The sequence below is a fragment of the Corynebacterium imitans genome, from assembly GCF_000739455.1.
In the GTDB taxonomy this organism is placed as follows: Bacteria; Actinomycetota; Actinomycetes; order Mycobacteriales; family Mycobacteriaceae; genus Corynebacterium; species Corynebacterium imitans.
On record NZ_CP009211.1, the window covers coordinates 2,019,659 to 2,037,416 of the forward strand.

At 62.6% G+C, this 17,758-nt stretch carries 20 protein-coding genes, 2 tRNA genes and 1 pseudogene; 7 read left to right on the forward strand and 16 right to left on the reverse strand.

Annotation, left to right across the window (positions count from 1 at the left end):
- Positions 1-89: 89 nt before the first annotated feature.
- The gene (gene nrdF / locus CIMIT_RS09480) at positions 90-1,079 is read right to left on the reverse strand and encodes a class 1b ribonucleoside-diphosphate reductase subunit beta (RefSeq protein WP_038592195.1); all 990 of its coding nucleotides are present in this window, start codon (positions 1,077-1,079) and stop codon (positions 90-92) included.
- A 139-nt stretch (positions 1,080-1,218) separates the two neighbouring features.
- On the opposite strand from nrdF, the gene CIMIT_RS09485 reads away from it, so the two are divergent.
- On the forward strand, positions 1,219-1,932 hold the full coding sequence (locus CIMIT_RS09485; RefSeq protein ID WP_038592198.1) for a FadR/GntR family transcriptional regulator: 714 nt from the start codon (positions 1,219-1,221) through the stop codon (positions 1,930-1,932).
- Between the two features lie 94 nt (positions 1,933-2,026).
- Here CIMIT_RS09485 and nrdE read toward each other — a convergent pair whose 3' ends face one another.
- From nrdE to CIMIT_RS09505, 4 genes are all read right to left on the reverse strand, one after another.
- Positions 2,027-4,180 (reverse strand): class 1b ribonucleoside-diphosphate reductase subunit alpha, encoded by a 2,154-nt coding sequence (gene nrdE / locus CIMIT_RS09490; protein WP_038592201.1) that lies wholly within the window; start codon positions 4,178-4,180, stop codon positions 2,027-2,029.
- A 78-nt stretch (positions 4,181-4,258) separates the two neighbouring features.
- Entirely contained in the window at positions 4,259-4,786 is a 528-nt protein-coding gene (nrdI, locus tag CIMIT_RS09495; RefSeq protein ID WP_084674335.1) for a class Ib ribonucleoside-diphosphate reductase assembly flavoprotein NrdI, read from the reverse strand.
- A gap of 98 nt (positions 4,787-4,884) precedes the next feature.
- On the reverse strand, positions 4,885-5,118 hold the full coding sequence (gene nrdH / locus CIMIT_RS09500) for a glutaredoxin-like protein NrdH (RefSeq protein WP_038592204.1): 234 nt from the start codon (positions 5,116-5,118) through the stop codon (positions 4,885-4,887).
- Positions 5,119-5,484: 366 nt separating this feature from the next.
- Positions 5,485-5,883, reverse strand: coding sequence for an SHOCT domain-containing protein (locus CIMIT_RS09505; protein ID WP_038592207.1), 399 nt, complete (start codon positions 5,881-5,883; stop codon positions 5,485-5,487).
- A gap of 232 nt (positions 5,884-6,115) precedes the next feature.
- On the opposite strand from CIMIT_RS09505, the gene CIMIT_RS09510 reads away from it, so the two are divergent.
- Both CIMIT_RS09510 and CIMIT_RS12420 read left to right on the forward strand, forming a co-directional pair.
- Positions 6,116-6,427, forward strand: a complete 312-nt coding sequence (locus tag CIMIT_RS09510; protein ID WP_007000757.1) for a transposase family protein — start codon at positions 6,116-6,118, stop codon at positions 6,425-6,427.
- Positions 6,428-6,550: 123 nt separating this feature from the next.
- A pseudogene (locus CIMIT_RS12420) lies at positions 6,551-6,739 on the forward strand (IS1249 family transposase); the annotation flags it as partial.
- A gap of 183 nt (positions 6,740-6,922) precedes the next feature.
- On the opposite strand, the gene ykgO reads toward CIMIT_RS12420, so the two are convergent.
- Both ykgO and CIMIT_RS09520 read right to left on the reverse strand, forming a co-directional pair.
- On the reverse strand, positions 6,923-7,045 hold the full coding sequence (gene ykgO, locus CIMIT_RS09515) for a type B 50S ribosomal protein L36 (protein WP_005511141.1): 123 nt from the start codon (positions 7,043-7,045) through the stop codon (positions 6,923-6,925).
- A gap of 118 nt (positions 7,046-7,163) precedes the next feature.
- On the reverse strand, positions 7,164-8,567 hold the full coding sequence (locus CIMIT_RS09520; RefSeq protein ID WP_038592214.1) for a sugar porter family MFS transporter: 1,404 nt from the start codon (positions 8,565-8,567) through the stop codon (positions 7,164-7,166).
- A 35-nt stretch (positions 8,568-8,602) separates the two neighbouring features.
- Between CIMIT_RS09520 and nadE the strand changes: the two genes are divergently transcribed.
- On the forward strand, positions 8,603-9,451 hold the full coding sequence (gene nadE, locus CIMIT_RS09525; protein ID WP_038592217.1) for an ammonia-dependent NAD(+) synthetase: 849 nt from the start codon (positions 8,603-8,605) through the stop codon (positions 9,449-9,451).
- On the opposite strand, the gene CIMIT_RS12425 is transcribed toward nadE, so the two are convergent.
- The 4 genes from CIMIT_RS12425 to CIMIT_RS09545 form a co-directional block, all read right to left on the reverse strand.
- Positions 9,448-9,849: a type II toxin-antitoxin system VapC family toxin gene (locus CIMIT_RS12425; RefSeq protein ID WP_084674337.1), complete on the reverse strand. Its 402-nt coding sequence runs from the start codon at positions 9,847-9,849 to the stop codon at positions 9,448-9,450. The two genes, nadE and CIMIT_RS12425, sit on opposite strands and share 4 nt — an antisense overlap.
- Positions 9,846-10,175, reverse strand: coding sequence for a type II toxin-antitoxin system Phd/YefM family antitoxin (locus tag CIMIT_RS09535; protein ID WP_038592223.1), 330 nt, complete (start codon positions 10,173-10,175; stop codon positions 9,846-9,848). Before CIMIT_RS09535 ends, CIMIT_RS12425 begins: the two co-directional genes overlap by 4 nt.
- A 63-nt stretch (positions 10,176-10,238) precedes the next feature.
- Positions 10,239-11,012: a fructosamine kinase family protein gene (locus CIMIT_RS09540; protein ID WP_038592225.1), complete on the reverse strand. Its 774-nt coding sequence runs from the start codon at positions 11,010-11,012 to the stop codon at positions 10,239-10,241.
- Entirely contained in the window at positions 11,005-11,484 is a 480-nt protein-coding gene (locus CIMIT_RS09545) for a methylated-DNA--[protein]-cysteine S-methyltransferase (protein ID WP_038592227.1), read from the reverse strand. The genes CIMIT_RS09540 and CIMIT_RS09545 overlap by 8 nt, the downstream gene beginning before the upstream one ends.
- 62 nt (positions 11,485-11,546) lie before the next feature.
- On the opposite strand from CIMIT_RS09545, the gene CIMIT_RS09550 reads away from it, so the two are divergent.
- Positions 11,547-12,251 (forward strand): hypothetical protein, encoded by a 705-nt coding sequence (locus CIMIT_RS09550; protein ID WP_051904933.1) that lies wholly within the window; start codon positions 11,547-11,549, stop codon positions 12,249-12,251.
- 65 nt (positions 12,252-12,316) lie between these two features.
- On the opposite strand, the gene CIMIT_RS09555 is transcribed toward CIMIT_RS09550, so the two are convergent.
- The 4 genes from CIMIT_RS09555 to CIMIT_RS09570 all read right to left on the reverse strand — a co-directional run bounded on the left by CIMIT_RS09555 (position 12,317) and on the right by CIMIT_RS09570 (position 13,930).
- Positions 12,317-12,389: transfer RNA gene (locus CIMIT_RS09555), tRNA-Ala, on the reverse strand.
- A 26-nt stretch (positions 12,390-12,415) separates the two neighbouring features.
- Positions 12,416-12,488: transfer RNA gene (locus CIMIT_RS09560), tRNA-Ala, on the reverse strand.
- A 112-nt stretch (positions 12,489-12,600) separates the two neighbouring features.
- Complete coding sequence (locus CIMIT_RS09565; protein ID WP_038592230.1) at positions 12,601-13,341, reverse strand: DsbA family protein; 741 nt, start codon at positions 13,339-13,341, stop codon at positions 12,601-12,603.
- A gap of 91 nt (positions 13,342-13,432) precedes the next feature.
- The gene (locus tag CIMIT_RS09570; RefSeq protein ID WP_268870435.1) at positions 13,433-13,930 is read right to left on the reverse strand and encodes a MauE/DoxX family redox-associated membrane protein; all 498 of its coding nucleotides are present in this window, start codon (positions 13,928-13,930) and stop codon (positions 13,433-13,435) included.
- Between the two features lie 65 nt (positions 13,931-13,995).
- Between CIMIT_RS09570 and CIMIT_RS09575 the strand changes: the two genes are divergently transcribed.
- Both CIMIT_RS09575 and rhuM read left to right on the forward strand, forming a co-directional pair.
- The gene (locus tag CIMIT_RS09575; protein ID WP_038592233.1) at positions 13,996-14,595 is read left to right on the forward strand and encodes a class I SAM-dependent methyltransferase; all 600 of its coding nucleotides are present in this window, start codon (positions 13,996-13,998) and stop codon (positions 14,593-14,595) included.
- Between the two features lie 290 nt (positions 14,596-14,885).
- Positions 14,886-15,956 carry a RhuM family protein gene (gene rhuM / locus CIMIT_RS09580; RefSeq protein WP_144311842.1) on the forward strand — a complete coding sequence of 357 codons (1,071 nt, stop codon included), beginning with the start codon at positions 14,886-14,888 and terminating at the stop codon, positions 15,954-15,956.
- A gap of 91 nt (positions 15,957-16,047) precedes the next feature.
- Here the strand turns inward: rhuM and pgm are convergent, their stop codons facing one another.
- Complete coding sequence (gene pgm, locus CIMIT_RS09585) at positions 16,048-17,706, reverse strand: phosphoglucomutase (alpha-D-glucose-1,6-bisphosphate-dependent) (protein WP_038592236.1); 1,659 nt, start codon at positions 17,704-17,706, stop codon at positions 16,048-16,050.
- Positions 17,707-17,758 lie beyond the last annotated feature (52 nt).

Sequence of the window (17,758 nt, forward strand, 5' to 3'; positions counted from 1 at the left end):
ACTACAAACGACGCCCGCAGGTACCCCGTTGGGGATCAAACTTTAGGATGATCGCGTGTCGGGGACTGCGCGGCGTCGATAAGCATGCTCTAGAAGTCCCAATCCTCATCGGCGGTATCTTCCGCCTTACCAATGACATAGGACGAGCCCGAACCCGAGAAGAAGTCGTGGTTCTCATCCGCATTCGGGGAGAGGGAAGCGAGGATGGCCGGCGATACCTTCGTCTCATCGGCCGGGAAGAGACCCTCGTAGCCGAGGTTGTTCAGCGCCTTATTGGCGTTGTAGCGCAGGAAGCGTTTCACGTCCTCGGTCCAGCCCAGCGGATCGTAAATGTCCTCGGTGTACTGCTGCTCGTTCTCGTAGAGGTCGTAGAGCAGGTCGAAGGCGTACTCCTTGAGCTCCTCCTGGCGCTGCGGCGACTCGTCACGAATGCCCACCTGGTACTTGTAGCCAATGTAGTAGCCGTGCACCGCCTCATCGCGAATGATCAGGCGGATAATGTCGGCGGTGTTGGTCAGCTTGGAGTGCACCGACCAGTTCAGCGGCAGGTAGAAGCCCGAGTAGAAGAGGAAGGACTCCAGCATCACCGAAGCGATCTTCTTCTTCAGCGGGTCGTCGCCGCGGTAGAAGGACTTAATGATCTTCGCCTTGCGCTGCACCTGGACGTTCTCCTCGGTCCAACGGAAGGCGTCGTTGATCTGCGGCGTGGACGCCAGCGTCATGTAAATATTGCTGTACGACTTCGCGTGCACCGACTCCATAAAGGCGATGTTGGTGTACACGGCCTCCTCGTGCATCGTGCGCGCATCCGGAATCAGCGACACCGCGCCGACCGTGCCCTGGATCGTGTCCAGCAGCGTCAAGTTGGCAAACACTCGCATCGTTGCGAGCTGCTCTGCGTCATTGAGGGTGTTCCAGCTCGGGATGTCGTTGGACACGGGGATCTTCTCCGGCAGCCAGAAGTTGCCGGTCAGCCGATCCCACACCTCCTGATCCTTCTCGTCCGGGATCTCGTTCCAGTTGATGGCCTTAATCGGGTTGGGGTGGCTATCCAGATACTCCTGATATTCCTCACTCATGGCTCACATCCTAGCCAATCCGGCGTGAGGTAAGCCAGGCACCCAACGGCCGTGGGCCGAGGTTTGGATTACGCCCGTCCTGGATTAAGATAATGGTAATTCTAATTCCCTTTTACCCACCATATGAGGTCGAATCGCCATGGCGGCACCCCACGAACCTTCAGCAGAGCCACTACTCACATCCATCCTCGACACCCTGGGCGAGCAAATCGTCTCCGGCGCGCTTGAGCCCGGCCACACGTTCACGCTCCAGGACCTGTCCAACCGCTTTGGCATCTCGCGGACCGTGGCGCGCGAGGTCATGCGCGCGCTCGAGCAGCTCGGCCTCGTCTCCTCCTCCCGCCGCGTCGGTATTAAGGTGTTGCCCGCAGAGCACTGGGCCGTGTTTGACCGGTCCGTGATCAACTGGCGCCTGTCGTGCGCCGAGCAGCGGCCTGCGCAGATCACCTCGCTCAACGAGCTGCGCACCGCCGTCGAGCCGATCGCGGCCTCACTCGCCGCAACCCACGCCACCCCGGCGCAGTCGCAGCGCCTGCTGGAGCTCGCCCACCTTTTGGTCGAGCTCTCCGAGGCCGGCGTCGGCAACTCGGACGAATTCCTCGACGCGGATAAGGAATTCCACACGCTGATCCTGCACGCCTCCGGCAACGAAATGTTCTCCACGCTCGCCGACCCGATCATGCACGTGCTGGAAGGCCGCACCCGCTACGGCATCATGCCGGACGAGCCGTCGGTGCCCGCGATGCGGATCCACATCGACTTGGCCCAGGCGATTATCGACGGCAACGCCGCCGACTCCGAACGCGCCTCCCGCAACCTGCTCACCGGCATCAAGGAGTTCCTGGCGATCTAACTGCATCGCTTGAGCCGCCGCAAAAGCCCCGCACACCAGAAACGGTGCGCGGGGCTTCACTGCTGCTAGGGCTGCTAGGACCTCAAGCTGCGGCCTAGAGCATGCAGGACACGCAGCCCTCGACCTCGGTGCCTTCCAGCGCCATCTGACGCAGGCGGATGTAGTACAGGGACTTAATGCCCTTGGTCCACGCGTAGATCTGGGCGCGGTTCAGGTCACGGGTGGTCACGGTGTCCTTGAAGAACATGGTCAGCGACAGCCCCTGGTCCACGTAGCGGGTGGCTACTGCGTAGGTGTCCACGATCGCCTTGTAGCCGATCTCGTAGGCGTCCTCGAAGTACTCGAGGTTCTCGTTGTCCATGTGCGGCGCCGGGTAGTAGACGCGGCCGATCTTGCCCTCCTTGCGGATCTCAATCTTGGAGGCGATCGGGTGGATCGACGAGGTGGAGTTGTTGATGTACGAGATCGAGCCGGTCGGCGGCACGGCCTGCAGGTAGCGGTTGTAGATGCCGTCGCGGGCGACGTCCTGCTTCAGCTGCTCCCACTCTTCGGCGGTGGGGGCGGCGATGTTGGAGGCGTCGAAAAGCGCCTTGACCTTGTCGGTCTTCGGCTGGAAGTCGGCCGGATCGTAGCGGTCGAAGAATTCGCCGCTGGCGTACTCGGACTTGTCAAAGTCGGCGAAGTGCTCCCCTTTCTCCACCGCGATTGTGTGCGAGGCACGGATGGCCTGGTACATCACGGCCGCGAAGTAGGCGTTGGTGAAGTCGAGGGCCTCCTCGGAGCCGTAGTGGATGTGCTCGCGGCCGAGGTAGCCGTGCAGGTTCATCTGGCCCAGGCCGATCGCGTGCGAGGCGTCGTTGCCCTCACGCACGGACGGCACGGAGTGGATGGCCGTTTTGTCCGCTACCGCGGTCAGGCCTCGGATGGCGGTCTCCACGGTGCGGGCGAAGTTGTCCGAGTCCATCGTCATGGCGATGTTGAGCGAGCCCAGGTTGCAGGAAATGTCGTGGCCAACCTCGGCGTAGGTGAGGTCCTCGTTCAGCTCGGACGGCGAGTTGACCTGGAGGATCTCGGAGCAGAGGTTGGACATGTTGATCCGGCCGGTCTTGACCGGGTTCGCGCGGTTCGCGGTGTCCTCGAACATGATGTACGGGTAGCCGGACTCGAACTGGATCTCCGCGATGGTCTGGAAGAACTGGCGGGCGTTGATCTTGGACTTGCGGATGCGCGGGTCCTCGACCATCTCCTCGTACTTCTCCGTCACCGAGATGTCGGCGAACGGCTTGCCGTAGACGCGCTCGACGTCATACGGGCTGAACAGGTACATGTCGTCGTTGCGCTTGGCCAGCTCGAAGGTGATGTCCGGGATGACCACACCGAGCGAGAGCGTCTTGATGCGGATCTTCTCGTCCGCGTTCTCGCGCTTGGTATCCAGGAACTTCATGATGTCCGGGTGGTGCGCGTTCAGGTACACCGCGCCAGCACCCTGTCGGGCACCAAGCTGGTTGGCATACGAGAAGGAGTCCTCCAGAAGCTTCATCACGGGGATCACACCAGAGGACTGGTTCTCGATATGCTTGATCGGCGCGCCGGACTCACGAATGTTGGAGAGCAGGAGCGCCACGCCGCCGCCGCGCTTGGACAGCTGCAGCGAGGAGTTGATCGCGCGGCCGATGGACTCCATGTTGTCCTCGATGCGCAGCAGGAAGCAGGACACAAGCTCGCCGCGCTGCGCCTTGCCCGCATTCAGGAAGGTCGGAGTGGCGGGCTGGAAGCGCCCGGTCATAATCTCGTCCACCAGCGCGGAGGCGAGCTCCTCGTTGCCGTCGGCGAGGAACAGCGCCGTCATGGCCACGCGGTCTTCGAAGCGCTCGAGGTAGCGACGCCCGTCGAAGGTCTTCAGCGTGTACGAGGTGTAGTACTTGTACGCGCCGAGGAAGGACTTAAAGCGGAACTTAAAAGCGTAGGCGCGCTTGAAGGTGTCCTTGACAAACTCCCAGTCGTAAGCCTCGATCACCTCGGGCTCGTAGTACTTGTTGTCCACCAGATACTTCATCTTCTCTTCCAGGTCGTGGAAGTACACGGTGTTCTGGTTGACGTGCTGGAGGAAGAACTGGTTGGCGGCCTCGCGGTCCTTGTCGAACTGGATCTTGCCGTTCTCGTCGTACAGGTTCAGCAGCGCGTTGAGAGCGTGGTAATCCAGCTGGTCAGCGGCGTTGACCGGCTCGGGGACGACTTTTCCGTGCATTTCAGAGGTAGACACAGCGGGGCCTTTCATGTTCCAAGTATGTCGGTTGTCTAGGTTACAAGTTTGTGGTTTGCCGCGTCAGGCGGTGCGGTATTTGCCCTGGTATTTGGCGCGCAGTGCAGCCAGCCGGTCGCTATTGTCTGCCGGCAGCGGGGCAAGCGCCTCGCGCGCCTTACCGCTTAAGGGGGTCAGGCCGAGGGTGTGCGCGCCGTCGAGAAGCGAGGTGCGCACACGCGCAACATCCTCTGCGGTGCCCATCAACTCGACCCGGTAGAGGTAAGGCACGCCGCACTTTTCGGAGATGATGTCGCCGGCGATGCAGTAGTCCGGCCCGAAGTTCGAGTTGCCCGCGGCAATCACCCCGCGGATCAGCCCGCGGTTGCGCGGGTTGTTCAAAAAGCGGATGACCTGCGGTGGCACGGGGCGAGAGTAGCCATTGCTTATCGACGCCCCGCCCCCGTACGTCGGGCACACCAGCACATAGGGCTCGTCCACCTCGAGCGGGGCGTCGCCGCGCCGCAGCGGGATCCGCGCGCTGGGCAACCCCACCTTGTCAACGAAGCGCTTCGTATTTTCGGTAGTGGAGGAAAAGTACACGACGAGCATGAGTGCCTACTTATTTCATTCTTGTCAAGAGCGGGTGCAGACAAACGTGAAGCCGCCAACCACAGGAATTGACGGCTCTGGGTGAAGCGTGCTGCTTTTTAAGCTGCGGACTGGATGCCGCGGATGCGGTCCGGGCGGAAGCCGGACCAGTGCTCCCCGTCGACCTCCACGATCGGGGCCTGCAGGTAGCCAAGGGCCATCACGTAGTCACGTGCCTCTTCATCCACGGAAATGTCCACGAGGGAGTACTCCAGGCCAGCCTTGTCGAGGGCCTTGGTGGTCGCCTTGCACTGCATGCAAGCGGGCTTGGTGTACACGGTGATAGAAGACATAACCTGTGGGCTCTTTCTGTAGCGTTTGCGGGAAACTGAACCAAAAATCTTGGGCGCCGACGTCCTCGGCGCGACACCAACAAACACTATACCTTGGGGGAATATATGGCAACCGCTACTACATGTAGTAGTTACAGGCATGATATTCCCAGGATGACGCCCCCTGCTTACCTACATGTAGTTCGCTATAACCACTTCCATGTAAGTACCGGGGCGAAAACCGGCTCACAACGGTGGTATTTAACCCCTTTTTGACCCTTAACCCAAAAATAACCCCGCAGGTTTCCCTGCGGGGTGTTGTCATTAGAACGGTACTTCTTCGCCCTCGGACCGCGACGCTGCGGCTGGCGAGTGAGCGGACCAGGGTCAGACCGAGGAGAGCGCCCTTGCCTTGATCTGGTCGAACTCCTGCTGGGTAATCGCTCCCGAGTCGAGAAGGGCCTTCGCCGAGGCGATCTCATCGGTCGGGCTCGATCCGGCGGAGCCGCCGGCGACGGACTTGATGTACTCCTCCTGCCGCTGCTGGAGCTCCTGGTGCGCCTCGGCCGCGCGGTCGGTCATCCCCCGACCTCGAACAAGCAGGTACGCGAGCATTCCGATGAACGGCAGCGCGACGATGAACACCACCCACAGCGCCTTCGCGAAGCCGCCGAGGTCCTTGCTGCGGAAGAGATCTCCGAAGATCCACCACAGGGACATGAACCATGCGAAGAAGATGAAGAACTCGAACATGGCGAGTAGGAATGAGCCGTTGTCGTCGAACATCTGCTGACTGCCTCCTGACTGGATGGACGCTGGCCGAGCGGTCCACGCGGACCCCAGCGCACGACGGTTAGGAACAAGGACGTGCCCGGGCCGTCGCCGAACCACGTTAGCAGATCTTCCTCACCAAGCGTGGTAGCCGGGTTGCGACGCGCTGACCGGGTTGGGCTGGTGAAGACGGACCTGGGACTCCACGATTCGTAGCGACCAAGCAACGGATCGAGAGGAGTCCCAGGTGAGTGTTGAGGCTACCGTCCTGCCCGCTGCGATGCTCGGCATCTCGGGGTTGGTGGTGCTTGCCGCCGGTGAGTACGGCGGTGAGCTGGAGCTGTTGGTGGAGACCTCCGAGTCGGTGACCGGGTGCCCGCGGTGCGGGGTGGTCGCGGTGGCCCGCGGCCGGCGTGAGCATCTGGTGCGTGACATCCCCTCGGCGGGGCGGCCGGTGCTGCTGGTGTGGCGCAAGCGGCTGTGGCGGTGCGCCGAACCGGCGTGCCCGCAACGTACCCGGTCAGTACACCTAATAAAGCGACGTCAGTACGTTCGCTAATGCTCGAGCTGATCTTTCATCGCTCGTACCTCTCGGCTGCCAGCGTGGTCACTTATTCGCAACCGCCCACCGTGCGTTCTCTACACCCCTCACCGTTGCACCCGCGTGAGACTCTTAGACGGACCTGACGATCCACTCACGATCGCCAGGCAGTGCAATTTCGGACAAGACCAACTCGCCAAAGTCAACGATCTTGCCGAAGAAGACCACAACAAAGCCGACCAAGAAACAGGACGACCAGCCTTCTACGACAACGCTATCCCAACCGAATACAACCACTCGATACGAATCAGAAAAGGCCCCATGAAATAGCACAAAAAGTGTCCGACCGACGACACGCCGACCGGACACACATTTTGCTACTTAACCCCCAGACGCCGTGAAACGGCTGCTGCCCCGCCACCGCCCGGGGTATCACGGGGCGGTGGCGGGGCAGCAAAACGGCGCACGGTATCGCACCCCTGAAGGTGCGACGCCGTGCGCCGAGTAAGGGAACTAGCCCTGGCGAGCCTTGAAGCGCGGCTCCTTCTTGTTGATCACGTAGACCTTGCCGCGGCGACGCACAACCTGGGCGCCCGGCTTGTTCTTCAGCGACCGAAGCGACTTGCGGACCTTCATCGGGCGCTCCTTTCTTCTCGAAGTTGCATTGCTCTGACGACCTGCGGACTGACCACCCCACACTCGCAGCACGTTGTGTGAGTGTTGGGCGTGCCGGGTCGCGACACGTCGGTTAAGGTTACACGCTCTTCGCCTGGTTACCAAACCCGGGATCAAAGCGCTCGCGCATCTCATCTGCCACCTCGTCCAGACTGCGCCCCATCGTCTCAGGTACCTGGCGGCGCACAAAGAGCGCGGCCACCACACCGAAGACGGCGAACAGCAGGAAGGTGAAGGTGGCGGAGGTGACGTCGACAAGCGGGAGGAAGAACTGGGCCACGATCCAGTTCATCACCCACAGCGCCAGGCCCGCCAGACCCATGCCCACGCCGCGAACCTGCGGCGGCACGAGCTCGGAGATGAGCAACCACGTCGTCGGCGAGACCGCCGCCTGCTGGGAGGCGATAAAACCGGCCATGCACGCCAGCGCCACCAGCGCCAGGCCCGCGTTATTCTCAGCTGCTCGGTACATCACAGCGAGCGCCACCAGGAAGATCACGTTGCCGGTCAGGCCGATGAGCAGGAGGCGACGCCGCCCAATCTTGTCCACCACCTGCAGACCAACCCAGCAGGCCACGACGGAGACAAGGCCGATCACGATCGAGGTGTACACCGCGTTCTCGGTGGACAGCCCCACCGTGTTCATCATCGTCGGCGCAAAGTAGACGATCGCGTTGACGCCCGTGACCTGCTGGGTAATGCCCAACAGCGCGGCGACAATCACGGTGGAGCGCAGCCACTTGGTTTTGCGCAGCGTGCGCCATTCGCCGCGGGAGGCGGCCTGGCGCGTGCGGGCGTCGTTAAGCAAAAGCTCCTCGAGCTCCGCGGCACTCATACCGATGCGTGCCGCGGTGGCCTCCGCCTTCGCGCGAGCACCGCGGCGGGCTTGCCACAGCGGCGTCTCCGGCAGAAGGAACATGCCGATAGCTAGCGCCGCGCCCGGCACGGCGGCCAGGCCGAGCATCCACTCCCAGCTGCCCGTGCGCGCGAGCAGCGAGTTGACCAGGTACGCGAGCAGCTGACCCACCACGATCATCAGCGTGTTCAGCGAGACCAGCTTGCCGCGGACCTTCGCAGGAGACATCTCCGCGATATACATCGGGGTGACGATGGACACGCCACCCACGCCCACGCCGAGGAAGGTACGCGCCGCAGCGAGCGCGCCGACCCCGTCGGCCATCGCGCACCAAATCGAACCGAGGATAAACAGCACGCCGCCGACGATGAGCGTGCGACGCCTGCCGAGCGCGTCGGCGACCGCGCCGCCGACGAGTGCGCCGACGGCCGCGCCAACGAGCAGCATGGAGGTGACCAGGCCCTCCTGGCTGGGCGTCATGCCGAACTCGGGCGTGATGTAGAGCAGCGCACCACTCATCACGCCGGTGTCGTAACCAAATAGCAGGCCGCCAAGAGCGGCGATCGCGGCGACAGTGCGCACGTAACGCTGCGTGTCGCCGGCACGGGAACGTGTGTTTTGAACCATGAAAACTCATCTTGGCGGCCGCTACGATGAATGTCATGTCTACTCATCCCGAAAACCTGCAGTCAGAGATCATAAAAGCCCTGGGTACCCGCCCCTTGATCGATACAGATGCGGAGGTGCGCACCCGCGTGGGCTTCCTTGTCGATTACCTCGAGGCCACGGGAGCGAAAGGCTTCGTGCTGGGCATTTCCGGCGGGCAGGACTCCACGCTCGCGGGCAGGCTCGCCCAGCTCGCGGTCGAACAGCGCCGAGCCGACGGCGCGGAGGCGACGTTTACCGCCGTGCGTCTGCCGTACGGGGTGCAGGCGGATGAGGACGACGCGCAGCTCGCTCTCGAATTCATCCAACCGGACAAAACGGTCACCGTGGATATCAAGCCCGCCACGGACGCGCTGGGGGCGCAAGTGGCGGACGCGCTCGAGGTGCCTGGCCTCGGCGACTTCAACAAGGGCAACGTAAAGGCCCGCGTGCGGATGGTCGCCCAGTACGCAATCGCCGGCGAGCGCGGATGCCTGGTGATTGGCACCGACCACGCGGCGGAAAACGTCACCGGGTTCTTTACCAAGTTCGGTGACGGCGCGGCCGACCTCCTACCGCTTGCCGGCCTGAACAAGCGCCAGGGTACCGCCCTCCTGCAGCACCTGGGTGCAACCCCACGGCTGTGGGAGAAGGTGCCCACCGCAGACCTGGAGGAGGATCGCCCGGCGCTGCCCGACGAGGAGGCGCTCGGCGTGAGCTATCCGCTTATCGACGACTACCTGGAAGGCAAGCCCGTCCCCGCAGAGGCCGAGGCGCGCCTAGCGCACCTGTGGCGCGTCGGCCAACACAAGCGCCACCTGCCTCCGGGCCCGCAAGAAACCTGGTGGCGCAACACCACCGACTAGAGGTTGTCGAAGGGGTGAATGACGCGCGCGCCGATGCCCTGTGCCGCCGCGGCGAGGCGCCGGTCCGCTGTGACGAAATCGCAGTCAAGCCCGAACGCGCGCGCCTGCACCCACGTGCCGAGATGGATGGCGTCGAGTGATTTCAGCCGACCGGAAACGACTTTCGCAGCTTGAATAACACCGTCGCTCACCGCAAGCGTTGTGAGGTTTGCGGATATCTCTTCGACCTTGGCATCATCCACGTCCACACGATGAGCAAAGCGAGCAAGCTCCACTTCAGTTATCGCAGAACTTATTAATGACTGCCCCGACAGCCGCCCCGTCGCCCATCCCGTATACGTTTCATTACGCGCAACTGGCACCAACACAGACGTGTCGACGTACAGCGACGGACTCATAGCTCAACGTCCTCCCGCTCCTCCTTCAGTAACTGCTCAAGCGTCAGCCCATTGTTGGGCGCAAGCTCCCACGTGATCTTGAAAGGTCCGCCGCGGCGCACGACCAAGCCGGCTTCTTCCATCAGGTCGATGGGGCTGCGCTCGCCCACCGGCCGGATCTCCGCCACAGGTTCGCCCCTATCAGTCACCGTCAAGGTCTCGCCGCCATTGCGTACCCGCGCAATCACGTCCCTGGTTTTCTGATTCAGCTCTCGCATAGACACGGTCGCTCCCGCCTTCCGCTTTTCTTGCAGAAGTTGCTCAAGACGCTTTTCTACCTCGCTCATCACCAACAACCTCCTGCACCTGCATTGATGTATTACATGTAATACATGAGAGTAATACAGGTATTACATTGCGTCAAGAGTGTCGTGCGCGGCGCGGACCAGCGCGGATGCGTAGCTGGGCCCGTGAGTGGTGGCGTGCACTGCCAGCGGGTGGAGCTGGTGGATCGGGATGCGGGCCCGCCAGGCGTCTGCGATCTCAGCACTGCCGAGCACCCCACCGGCGCGCACGTAGCCGTCCACGATCGCGTCAAAGTAGGGCGCGCCAAACAGCTCCAGCATCGCGATATCGGTGAGCGGGTGCCCGCCATGCGCAGCAGGATCAATAAAGCGTGGACCTTCCGGGCTAAACAGGAGGTTGCCGGCCCAAAGATCGCCGTGGATGCGCGCAAGCGGGGCATCCTCGTCCTCTTCTAGCAGCGCGTCGCAGGCACGGGTGACTACCTCCAACCCGCGCGCGTCCAGATTGCCAACCTCGTGCGCTGAGCGCGCGAAGGGCATCACCCGCTGATGCACGTAGAAGTCCGCCCAACGCGTCGTGGGTGCGCACGCCTGCTCGAGTCGACCAATGAAGTTTGGGCCTTCCCATCCGGTCGGCGGGGCACCGAAGGCGGAAGCACCTGCCGCGTGGATTCCTGCCAGCTCGCGTCCGGCCTGAGCCGCGGACTCAGCGGTGGGGCGTGCGGAGTTGACGATCTCGATGGTGAGGGTATTCGCGGCGTCGTCAAGCGAAAGCACCTCGACCACCGCCGACGACCCCTCGCGCAGCCAGCGAAGACCCGCGGCCTCGGCGGCGGCTGAGCCCGGCGCGCTGCCTCGCTTGAGAAAACCATCAGACATTGTTGCCCTCCAGATTCAATAGAAAACGTTTTGCCTGCTTACCGCTACGATAACCGCCGAGCGAGCCGTCGGTGCGCAGCACGCGGTGGCAGGGCACGAGCAGGGGCAGCGGGTTGCGTGCGCACGCACTGCCCACCGCTCGCACCGCCTTGGGGTTGCCGACCCGCTCCGCGAGCGCCTTATACGTCGTGGTGGCGCCGTAGGGCACCCGGGCGAGCTCCTCAAGGACCTGGCGGTGGAAATCGGTGGCGAAGCGGAAGTCAAGCGGCACCGTAAACTGCTGCCGCCTGCCCGTGAAATACTCTGTCAGCTGGTGCGCAGCGAGCGGCACCTCGGCCTGTTCTCCGATGCGGGCGCGCTGCGCTTCAATATCGTCGGCCTCAAGCAGGACCTTGGCCACTCCCCTGCTCGATATCACCAGGCCAAGGCGACCGATCGGGGAATCAATGTCGTGGAACTGCAAACCGTCCATGCGCCCCACCGTAGTGGGCAAATGACAAGCTTGCTGGGGAGGCATTGAGTAAACTCCATGCTATGTCCAAGAGAACTACAAGCTTCGCCCTTGCCGTTACCACCGCCGCTTTGGCCCTCGTCGGGTGCGGGGACTCATCCTCCGACACGATCCCTGGCACCAGCCCCGCGATTGCGGCAGCCGTGTGCGACGGGGACGCGGGCTGCGAATCCGACATGCGCACCCTGAGCCACAAGTTGGATTCCTCCGACGACGCCGACGGCAACGGTCTCATCGACCAGGAAGAACTCAACGCAGCCCTCGACCGGCTTGACCGCGAGGAAAAGGAAGCCGAAGAAGCAGCAGCGTCCTCGGCGGCCGCCGCATCCTCTTCCGCGGCCGCGGAACGTTCCTCCGAGGCAGCGGCGAAGAAGCGAGAGGCCGAAGCCTCCTCGCGCCGCGCCGCAGAGAGGGAAGCCGCTGACCGCGAACAGGCCGAGCGCGAAGCCGCCCAGCGCGAGCAGGCGGCGAGGGAGCAGGCCGCAGCCGAGCAGGCAGCGGCGGAGCAGGCGGCGGCGGAGCAGGCTGCCGCCGAACAAGCTGCCGCCGAACAGCAGCAGCAACAGCAGCAGGCAGGCCCGCAGATGGAATACGCGACCATGGGCCCCTACGGCTCACTCTTCACCTGTGAACAGGCCCGTGACAGCTGGCCGGTACAGTCCAGCCCCTGCTACACCGGCAGCGACGGCAACGCCTACTTCGAAGGCATGCGCCAGGCAATGCGCTAGCGCCCAAGCCACAGCAACGAAAAAACTGCCCAGCCTTTCTCTGGCCGGGCAGTTTTCTTGCGAAGTGGAGCTAACGGGATTCGAACCCGTGACCCCCACACTGCCAGTGTGGTGCGCTACCAACTGCGCCATAGCCCCGTAGAAACGGTATGAAGTTATACAAGTGGAGCTAACGGGATTCGAACCCGTGACCCCCACACTGCCAGTGTGGTGCGCTACCAACTGCGCCATAGCCCCAATTTGGCCCTTCTTACACCGGCATAACCGGCGTGAAGCACTTTGCTAAATATACACGCGCGCCCGCGGGCGAACCAAATCGCCTGCGGGCGCGCACGTGGCCGAAAGTGGACTAGCTGTTCTTCAGGGTCTCGACCCACTGGCCAAGGTCGCCGTCGATGTCCTCGTCGCCGACCATGACGCGCGGGGTCCAGCCCTCACCGGCGCGTTCCTCCTGGAGCTTCAGGTTCGCATCCGACATCTCCTTAGCGGCCTCCGCATACTTCTCGTCGCGGATGTCCTGCAGCGCCTCTTCCGATGCGCCGTAGCCCTCTGCCAGTTCAGCCAGGTCAGCAGCCTCGAGCTTCTTATACACGTCCTCCTGGTTTTCAAAGAGGTAGTAGCGCAGGTTCAGCGCTGGCGCAGTCTCACCGTGTGCGAACAGGGCGAGCATTGCCGAAGCCGAAGCCGTGGAGTGGCCTGGGGTGTACGCCTGCTGCTGCCCGTCCAAGAACACCATCGGGCGCAAGTCAACCGCGATCTCCCCGGCCTTCAGCGCCTCCAGCATCGGCTCACCGGTTTTAACCTCGAGTTCCGCACAGTAGGAGCAGGAGAAGTCCTCGAAGAGGTCCGCCTTCGGCACCCCCTCAGCCCCCTCGCCGGTCAGGGCGATGAAGTCATCGCCCTCGTTCCAGGTGGCGCTGATCCCCTCGGTGTCAATCATGCCCTCGGCAATCGCATCTTTGCGGTCATTCTTACCGTTGTAGACGATGATGCCGATTACCAGCACCGCAATTGCGATGACGGCTACGATGGCCCAGATAAAGCCAGCGCCGCCCTTCGAGTTCGGGTTTTGGACCTTACGGGTGGTCAATGTGGATTCTCCTCAATCTTGGTACGGGTGATGCGCAAAGCGCGCCCGCGCGCACAAAAGTACGCAGCGAATTATACGGCACGCGTCAACATCAGGGGTAGACGGCAAAGCGGTTGAATGGGCGGTAGATCATGAACGCGGTAATGGCGATAAACACTACGTCGCGCGCGACAACGAGCAGCAGGTTCGTGTCCACAACTGCACCCGCGCTCGGATCGAAGCAGCCGCAGTCAATTTCAAGCCCACGCTGCCACGCCGACAACAGGCCAATAATAAAGAGGACGAGCACGCCGATGGAAACCCAGCCAGCCGGCCGCAGCTTGATCCCCAGCAGGAGTAGCAGCCCACCAGCCAGCTCGAGCGGCCCGATGAGCTGCGCGAGAATGTAGGACCACTCCTGGGTGAAGATTTCGTAGGCGGCAATGGACTGCGTCATCTCCATCACATTGCCAATCTTGGGAACCGCAGCCCTGATCCAGACGTAAGCCATGAAGAAGCGCGCGGCGGCCGAGAGCGCGTCGAGAACCAGCGCGCGCGTGCTGCGCGCCTGGTTGTTCTCGGGCGCAGCGGCGGAAGTTTGTGTCGTCACAATAAGCAGCGTAGCGCAGCGGGTGGCCATCGACCCTACAGTTTCCGCAAGATATGATGTGATCTATGACCACCTGGAAAGACCTCACCACCGCCGACCCCGCCCACTCCGAGCGATACGCCCAGCGCTGGAAGACGTTCATCGCGCAAGGCAAGGACATCGACGGCGAGGCCAGGCTTATCGACGCCGCGTCGCCCCGCCACGCCCGCATCCTCGACGCCGGCTGCGGCACCGGGCGGGTCGGCGGCTACCTCGCTCAGCGCGGACACCAGGTGTTCGGTACCGATATAGATCCGGTGCTCATCGGCCACGCCAAGGAGGACTTCCCCGACGCCACCTGGGTCGTCGGCGACCTCTCCACTGACGAGATCCCGGCGCGCGACATCGACGTCGCCGTCTGCGCGGGAAACGTCATGGGCTTTCTCGACCCGGCGGGCCGTGAACCGGCGCTCGCGAACATCTTCCGCACGCTACGCCCCGGCGGCCGCCTCTTTGTCGGTTTCGGCGCGGGCCGCGGCTGGACGTTCGACGACTTCCTCGCTTCGGCCGAAAAGGTGGGCTTCAACGTCCAGAACTGCTACGAGAGCTGGGAACTCTTACCATTTCACCCTGGCTCCGACTTTCTCGTCGCCCAGCTCGCGCGCCCGGCCAACGCGCCGCGATAGCTCCCCGGCGCAAAGACTCCACCTCTGGGCAGGCCACCAAAAGCACTAAGACCGGCTATCCCGCCTGTAAAGGTAGGAAGTCCTCCCCTGGAGGGCTTTTCGCCGGTTTCACTCTTATTGTATCCGCCCCCAGACCGAACACCGATTTGCTCTCTGCCCGGCCTTGAGACTCGATACGATTGTCGAGGTAGAGAAGCAGCGTGTAAGCCTGGTCCTGGCGGTGATGACTACCACGACGGCCCATAAGGACCATCAACTGTCAATAAACGATTGCAAGGACCCCGGCCCTAATGAAGAACTCAAGCACACCCATCACGACGCATACAGACTCCACAGGCGAGTTCGTCATCTACAACACGGAGGACGGGCAGACCGAAGTTCACCTACGCCTCATCGATGGCTCAGTCTGGATGACCCAGGCCGAAATGGCAGAACTTTTCGACGTCACGCGCGCCAACATTAGCTCGCACCTCACAAACATTTACGTGGAAAACGAGCTGACCAGGGATCGAACTATTAAGAGATTCTTGACAGTTCGGACTGAAGGAGACCGAGACGTCAAGCGTTCCACTGACCACTACAACCTGGATGCCATCATGGCCGTAGGTTTCCGCGTACGCGGCCCACGCGGCAACCAGTTCCGCACTTGGGCGACCACCGTACTCAAGGAATATCTCGTTAAAGGCTTCGCTCTTAACGACGAAAAGTTGAAAGACCCCCGCGGCGCGGACTACTTTGACGAGCTCCTCGCACGAATCCGAGATATCCGCTCCAGCGAAAAGCGGCTCTACCTCGAGCTGCGCAACATCATTGCCCTCGCCGATGATTACGATGCCAGCAGCAAGCGCACTCACTTTCTCTTCGCGAAGATCCAGGACAAACTTCACTACGCTATCACAGGCAATACGGCCGCCGAGATCATCGCCACCCGCTGCAACCCATCGGCCGACAACCTCGGTCTAACTAACTGGAAGGGCAAAATCGTACGCAAAGGTGACGTCACTACAGCGAAGAACTATCTCACCGATGATGAACTTCGACGGCTCAATTTCCTCGTATCTGGCTTCCTCAACTACGCCCAAGACCAAGCCGACCGCCGGAAAGTGATCCACATGTCCGACTGGCTAACCAAAGCAGACCATTTCATTGAGTTCAACGACTACGAGCCGCTCGACGATCACGGCCGCATAACGCGCAAGGACGCCAACACGCTCGCTGAGGACCGCTACGGCCTGTACGACCAGGGACGTAAAGAAGTCGAGTACCGCGAAGCCGAGAGTGACCTCATCGAGGCACTTAAAGAAGCGGATCGGAAACTGATCTCCCAAAGAAAAACGTCTCCAACCTCGGAGAAAATCTGACTAAAAGATAGCGAAGGGAAGCCTCGCGCTCCCAGCTGCTGGGGTGTGAGGGATTCCGCCCCTACTGCTAGGAGCGGAATCTGCGTAGCCCTTACTCTCCAAGCACGTCGGCCACCACGGCCTTCGCCGCCTCCTGCACTTCCTTGAGGTGCGCCTCGCCCTTGAAGGACTCCGCGTAGATCTTGTACTTGTCCTCGGTGCCGGAGGGGCGTGCGGCAAACCAGGCGTTTTCGGTGGTCACCTTCAGCCCGCCAATGGCGGCACCGTTGCCAGGGGCTTCGGTGAGCTTCGCGGTGATCGGCTCGCCGGCGAGCTCGGTGGCGGTGACCTGCTCCGGGGACAGCGCCTTCAGCGTCGCCTTTTGCTCACGGTTAGCCGGGGCGTCAATGCGCGCGTAGGCGGGCGCGCCGAACTGCTCGGCCAGTTCCGCGTAGCGCTGCGACGGCGTCTTGCCGGTCACGGCTGTGATCTCTGCTGCCAGCAGATCCATGATCAGCCCGTCCTTGTCTGTCGACCAGACAGTGCCATCCTTGCGCAGGAAGGAAGCACCCGCGGATTCTTCGCCACCGAAGCCGATCTGCCCGTCGATAAGCCCTGGCACGAACCACTTGAAGCCCACCGGGACCTCAACGAGTGTGCGGCCGAGCGAGGCGACGACGCGGTCGATCATGGAAGAAGACACGAGCGTCTTGCCCACAGCGGTCCCCTCTGCCCAACCCTCGCGGTGGCTGAACAGGTACTCGATGGCCACCGCCAGGTAGTGGTTCGGGTTCATCAGGCCCGCATCCGGGGTGACGATCCCGTGGCGGTCCGCGTCCGCGTCGTTACCGGTAGCGATGCCGTACTTGTCGCGGTTATGCACGAGCGACGCCATGGAGTTCGGGCTGGAGCAGTCCATGCGAATCTTGCCGTCGGTATCCAGCGTCATGAACCGCCACGTGGCGTCCACGTTCGGGTTCACCACCTCCATGTTCAGCCCGTGACGCTCGGCGATCGCGCCCCAGTAGTCCACGGATGCCCCGCCCATCGGGTCCGCGCCAATGCTCAGGCCGGAGGTGCGAATCGCGTCGATGTCCACCACGTTCGGCAGATCATCAACGTACGTGCCGAGGAAGTCGAAGCGCTCGGCCCGCTCATCAAGCACACCGGTCACGCTTACGCGACGCACGCCCTCCAGCCCACGGGCCAGGTAGTCATTGGCCTGGTTGGCAATCCAATCGGTCGCATCCGCACCAGCCGGTCCACCACTGGGCGGGTTGTACTTAAAGCCACCGTCGCGCGGCGGGTTGTGCGAAGGCGTAATCACAATGCCGTCGGCGCGCTGCGGGTCCGTGCCGGTCACGCCGCCGGAAAGCTTCGCGTTGTGTGACAGGATCGCATGGGAGACTGCGGGCGTTGGGGTGTAGCGCCCCGCCGCGTCGACAAGCACTGGCACCTCGTTGGCAATGAGCACCTCGAGTGCGGTCACCATCGCCGGCTCGGAAAGCGCGTGCGTGTCGCGGCCGATGTAGACGGGTCCGCCGATGCTGTTCGCGCGACGGTAGTCCACGATAGCCTGCGTGGTCGCCAGAATGTGCTGCTCGTTGAACGCGTTGTCCAGCGCGGAGCCGCGGTGCCCGGAAGTACCGAAGCTGACCTGCTGATCCGGGTCCTGCGCGTCAATCTCGCGCGTGTAGTAGGCCGTGACCAGCTCCGCAATGTCGATCAGGTCGGCGGGTTGGGCGAGTTGACCGGCGCGTTCGTGTGCCATGGGGTGCTCCTTTATGTTCGGACTGCAAGGCGCGCCGCTTCTCGACGCCCCC

Coding starts and splice junctions, on each gene's coding strand:
- nrdF (WP_038592195.1), bottom strand. CDS start 1,079: ATGAGTGAGGAATATCAGGAGTATCTGGATAGCCACCCCAACCCGATT.
- CIMIT_RS09485 (WP_038592198.1), top strand. CDS start 1,219: ATGGCGGCACCCCACGAACCTTCAGCAGAGCCACTACTCACATCCATC.
- nrdE (WP_038592201.1), bottom strand. CDS start 4,180: ATGCACGGAAAAGTCGTCCCCGAGCCGGTCAACGCCGCTGACCAGCTG.
- nrdI (WP_084674335.1), bottom strand. CDS start 4,786: ATGCTCGTCGTGTACTTTTCCTCCACTACCGAAAATACGAAGCGCTTC.
- nrdH (WP_038592204.1), bottom strand. CDS start 5,118: ATGTCTTCTATCACCGTGTACACCAAGCCCGCTTGCATGCAGTGCAAG.
- CIMIT_RS09505 (WP_038592207.1), bottom strand. CDS start 5,883: ATGTTCGACGACAACGGCTCATTCCTACTCGCCATGTTCGAGTTCTTC.
- ykgO (WP_005511141.1), bottom strand. CDS start 7,045: ATGAAGGTCCGCAAGTCGCTTCGGTCGCTGAAGAACAAGCCGGGCGCC.
- CIMIT_RS09520 (WP_038592214.1), bottom strand. CDS start 8,567: ATGGTTCAAAACACACGTTCCCGTGCCGGCGACACGCAGCGTTACGTG.
- nadE (WP_038592217.1), top strand. CDS start 8,603: ATGTCTACTCATCCCGAAAACCTGCAGTCAGAGATCATAAAAGCCCTG.
- CIMIT_RS12425 (WP_084674337.1), bottom strand. CDS start 9,849: ATGAGTCCGTCGCTGTACGTCGACACGTCTGTGTTGGTGCCAGTTGCG.
- CIMIT_RS09535 (WP_038592223.1), bottom strand. CDS start 10,175: ATGAGCGAGGTAGAAAAGCGTCTTGAGCAACTTCTGCAAGAAAAGCGG.
- CIMIT_RS09540 (WP_038592225.1), bottom strand. CDS start 11,012: ATGTCTGATGGTTTTCTCAAGCGAGGCAGCGCGCCGGGCTCAGCCGCC.
- CIMIT_RS09545 (WP_038592227.1), bottom strand. CDS start 11,484: ATGGACGGTTTGCAGTTCCACGACATTGATTCCCCGATCGGTCGCCTT.
- CIMIT_RS09550 (WP_051904933.1), top strand. CDS start 11,547: ATGTCCAAGAGAACTACAAGCTTCGCCCTTGCCGTTACCACCGCCGCT.
- CIMIT_RS09575 (WP_038592233.1), top strand. CDS start 13,996: ATGACCACCTGGAAAGACCTCACCACCGCCGACCCCGCCCACTCCGAG.
- rhuM (WP_144311842.1), top strand. CDS start 14,886: ATGAAGAACTCAAGCACACCCATCACGACGCATACAGACTCCACAGGC.
- pgm (WP_038592236.1), bottom strand. CDS start 17,706: ATGGCACACGAACGCGCCGGTCAACTCGCCCAACCCGCCGACCTGATC.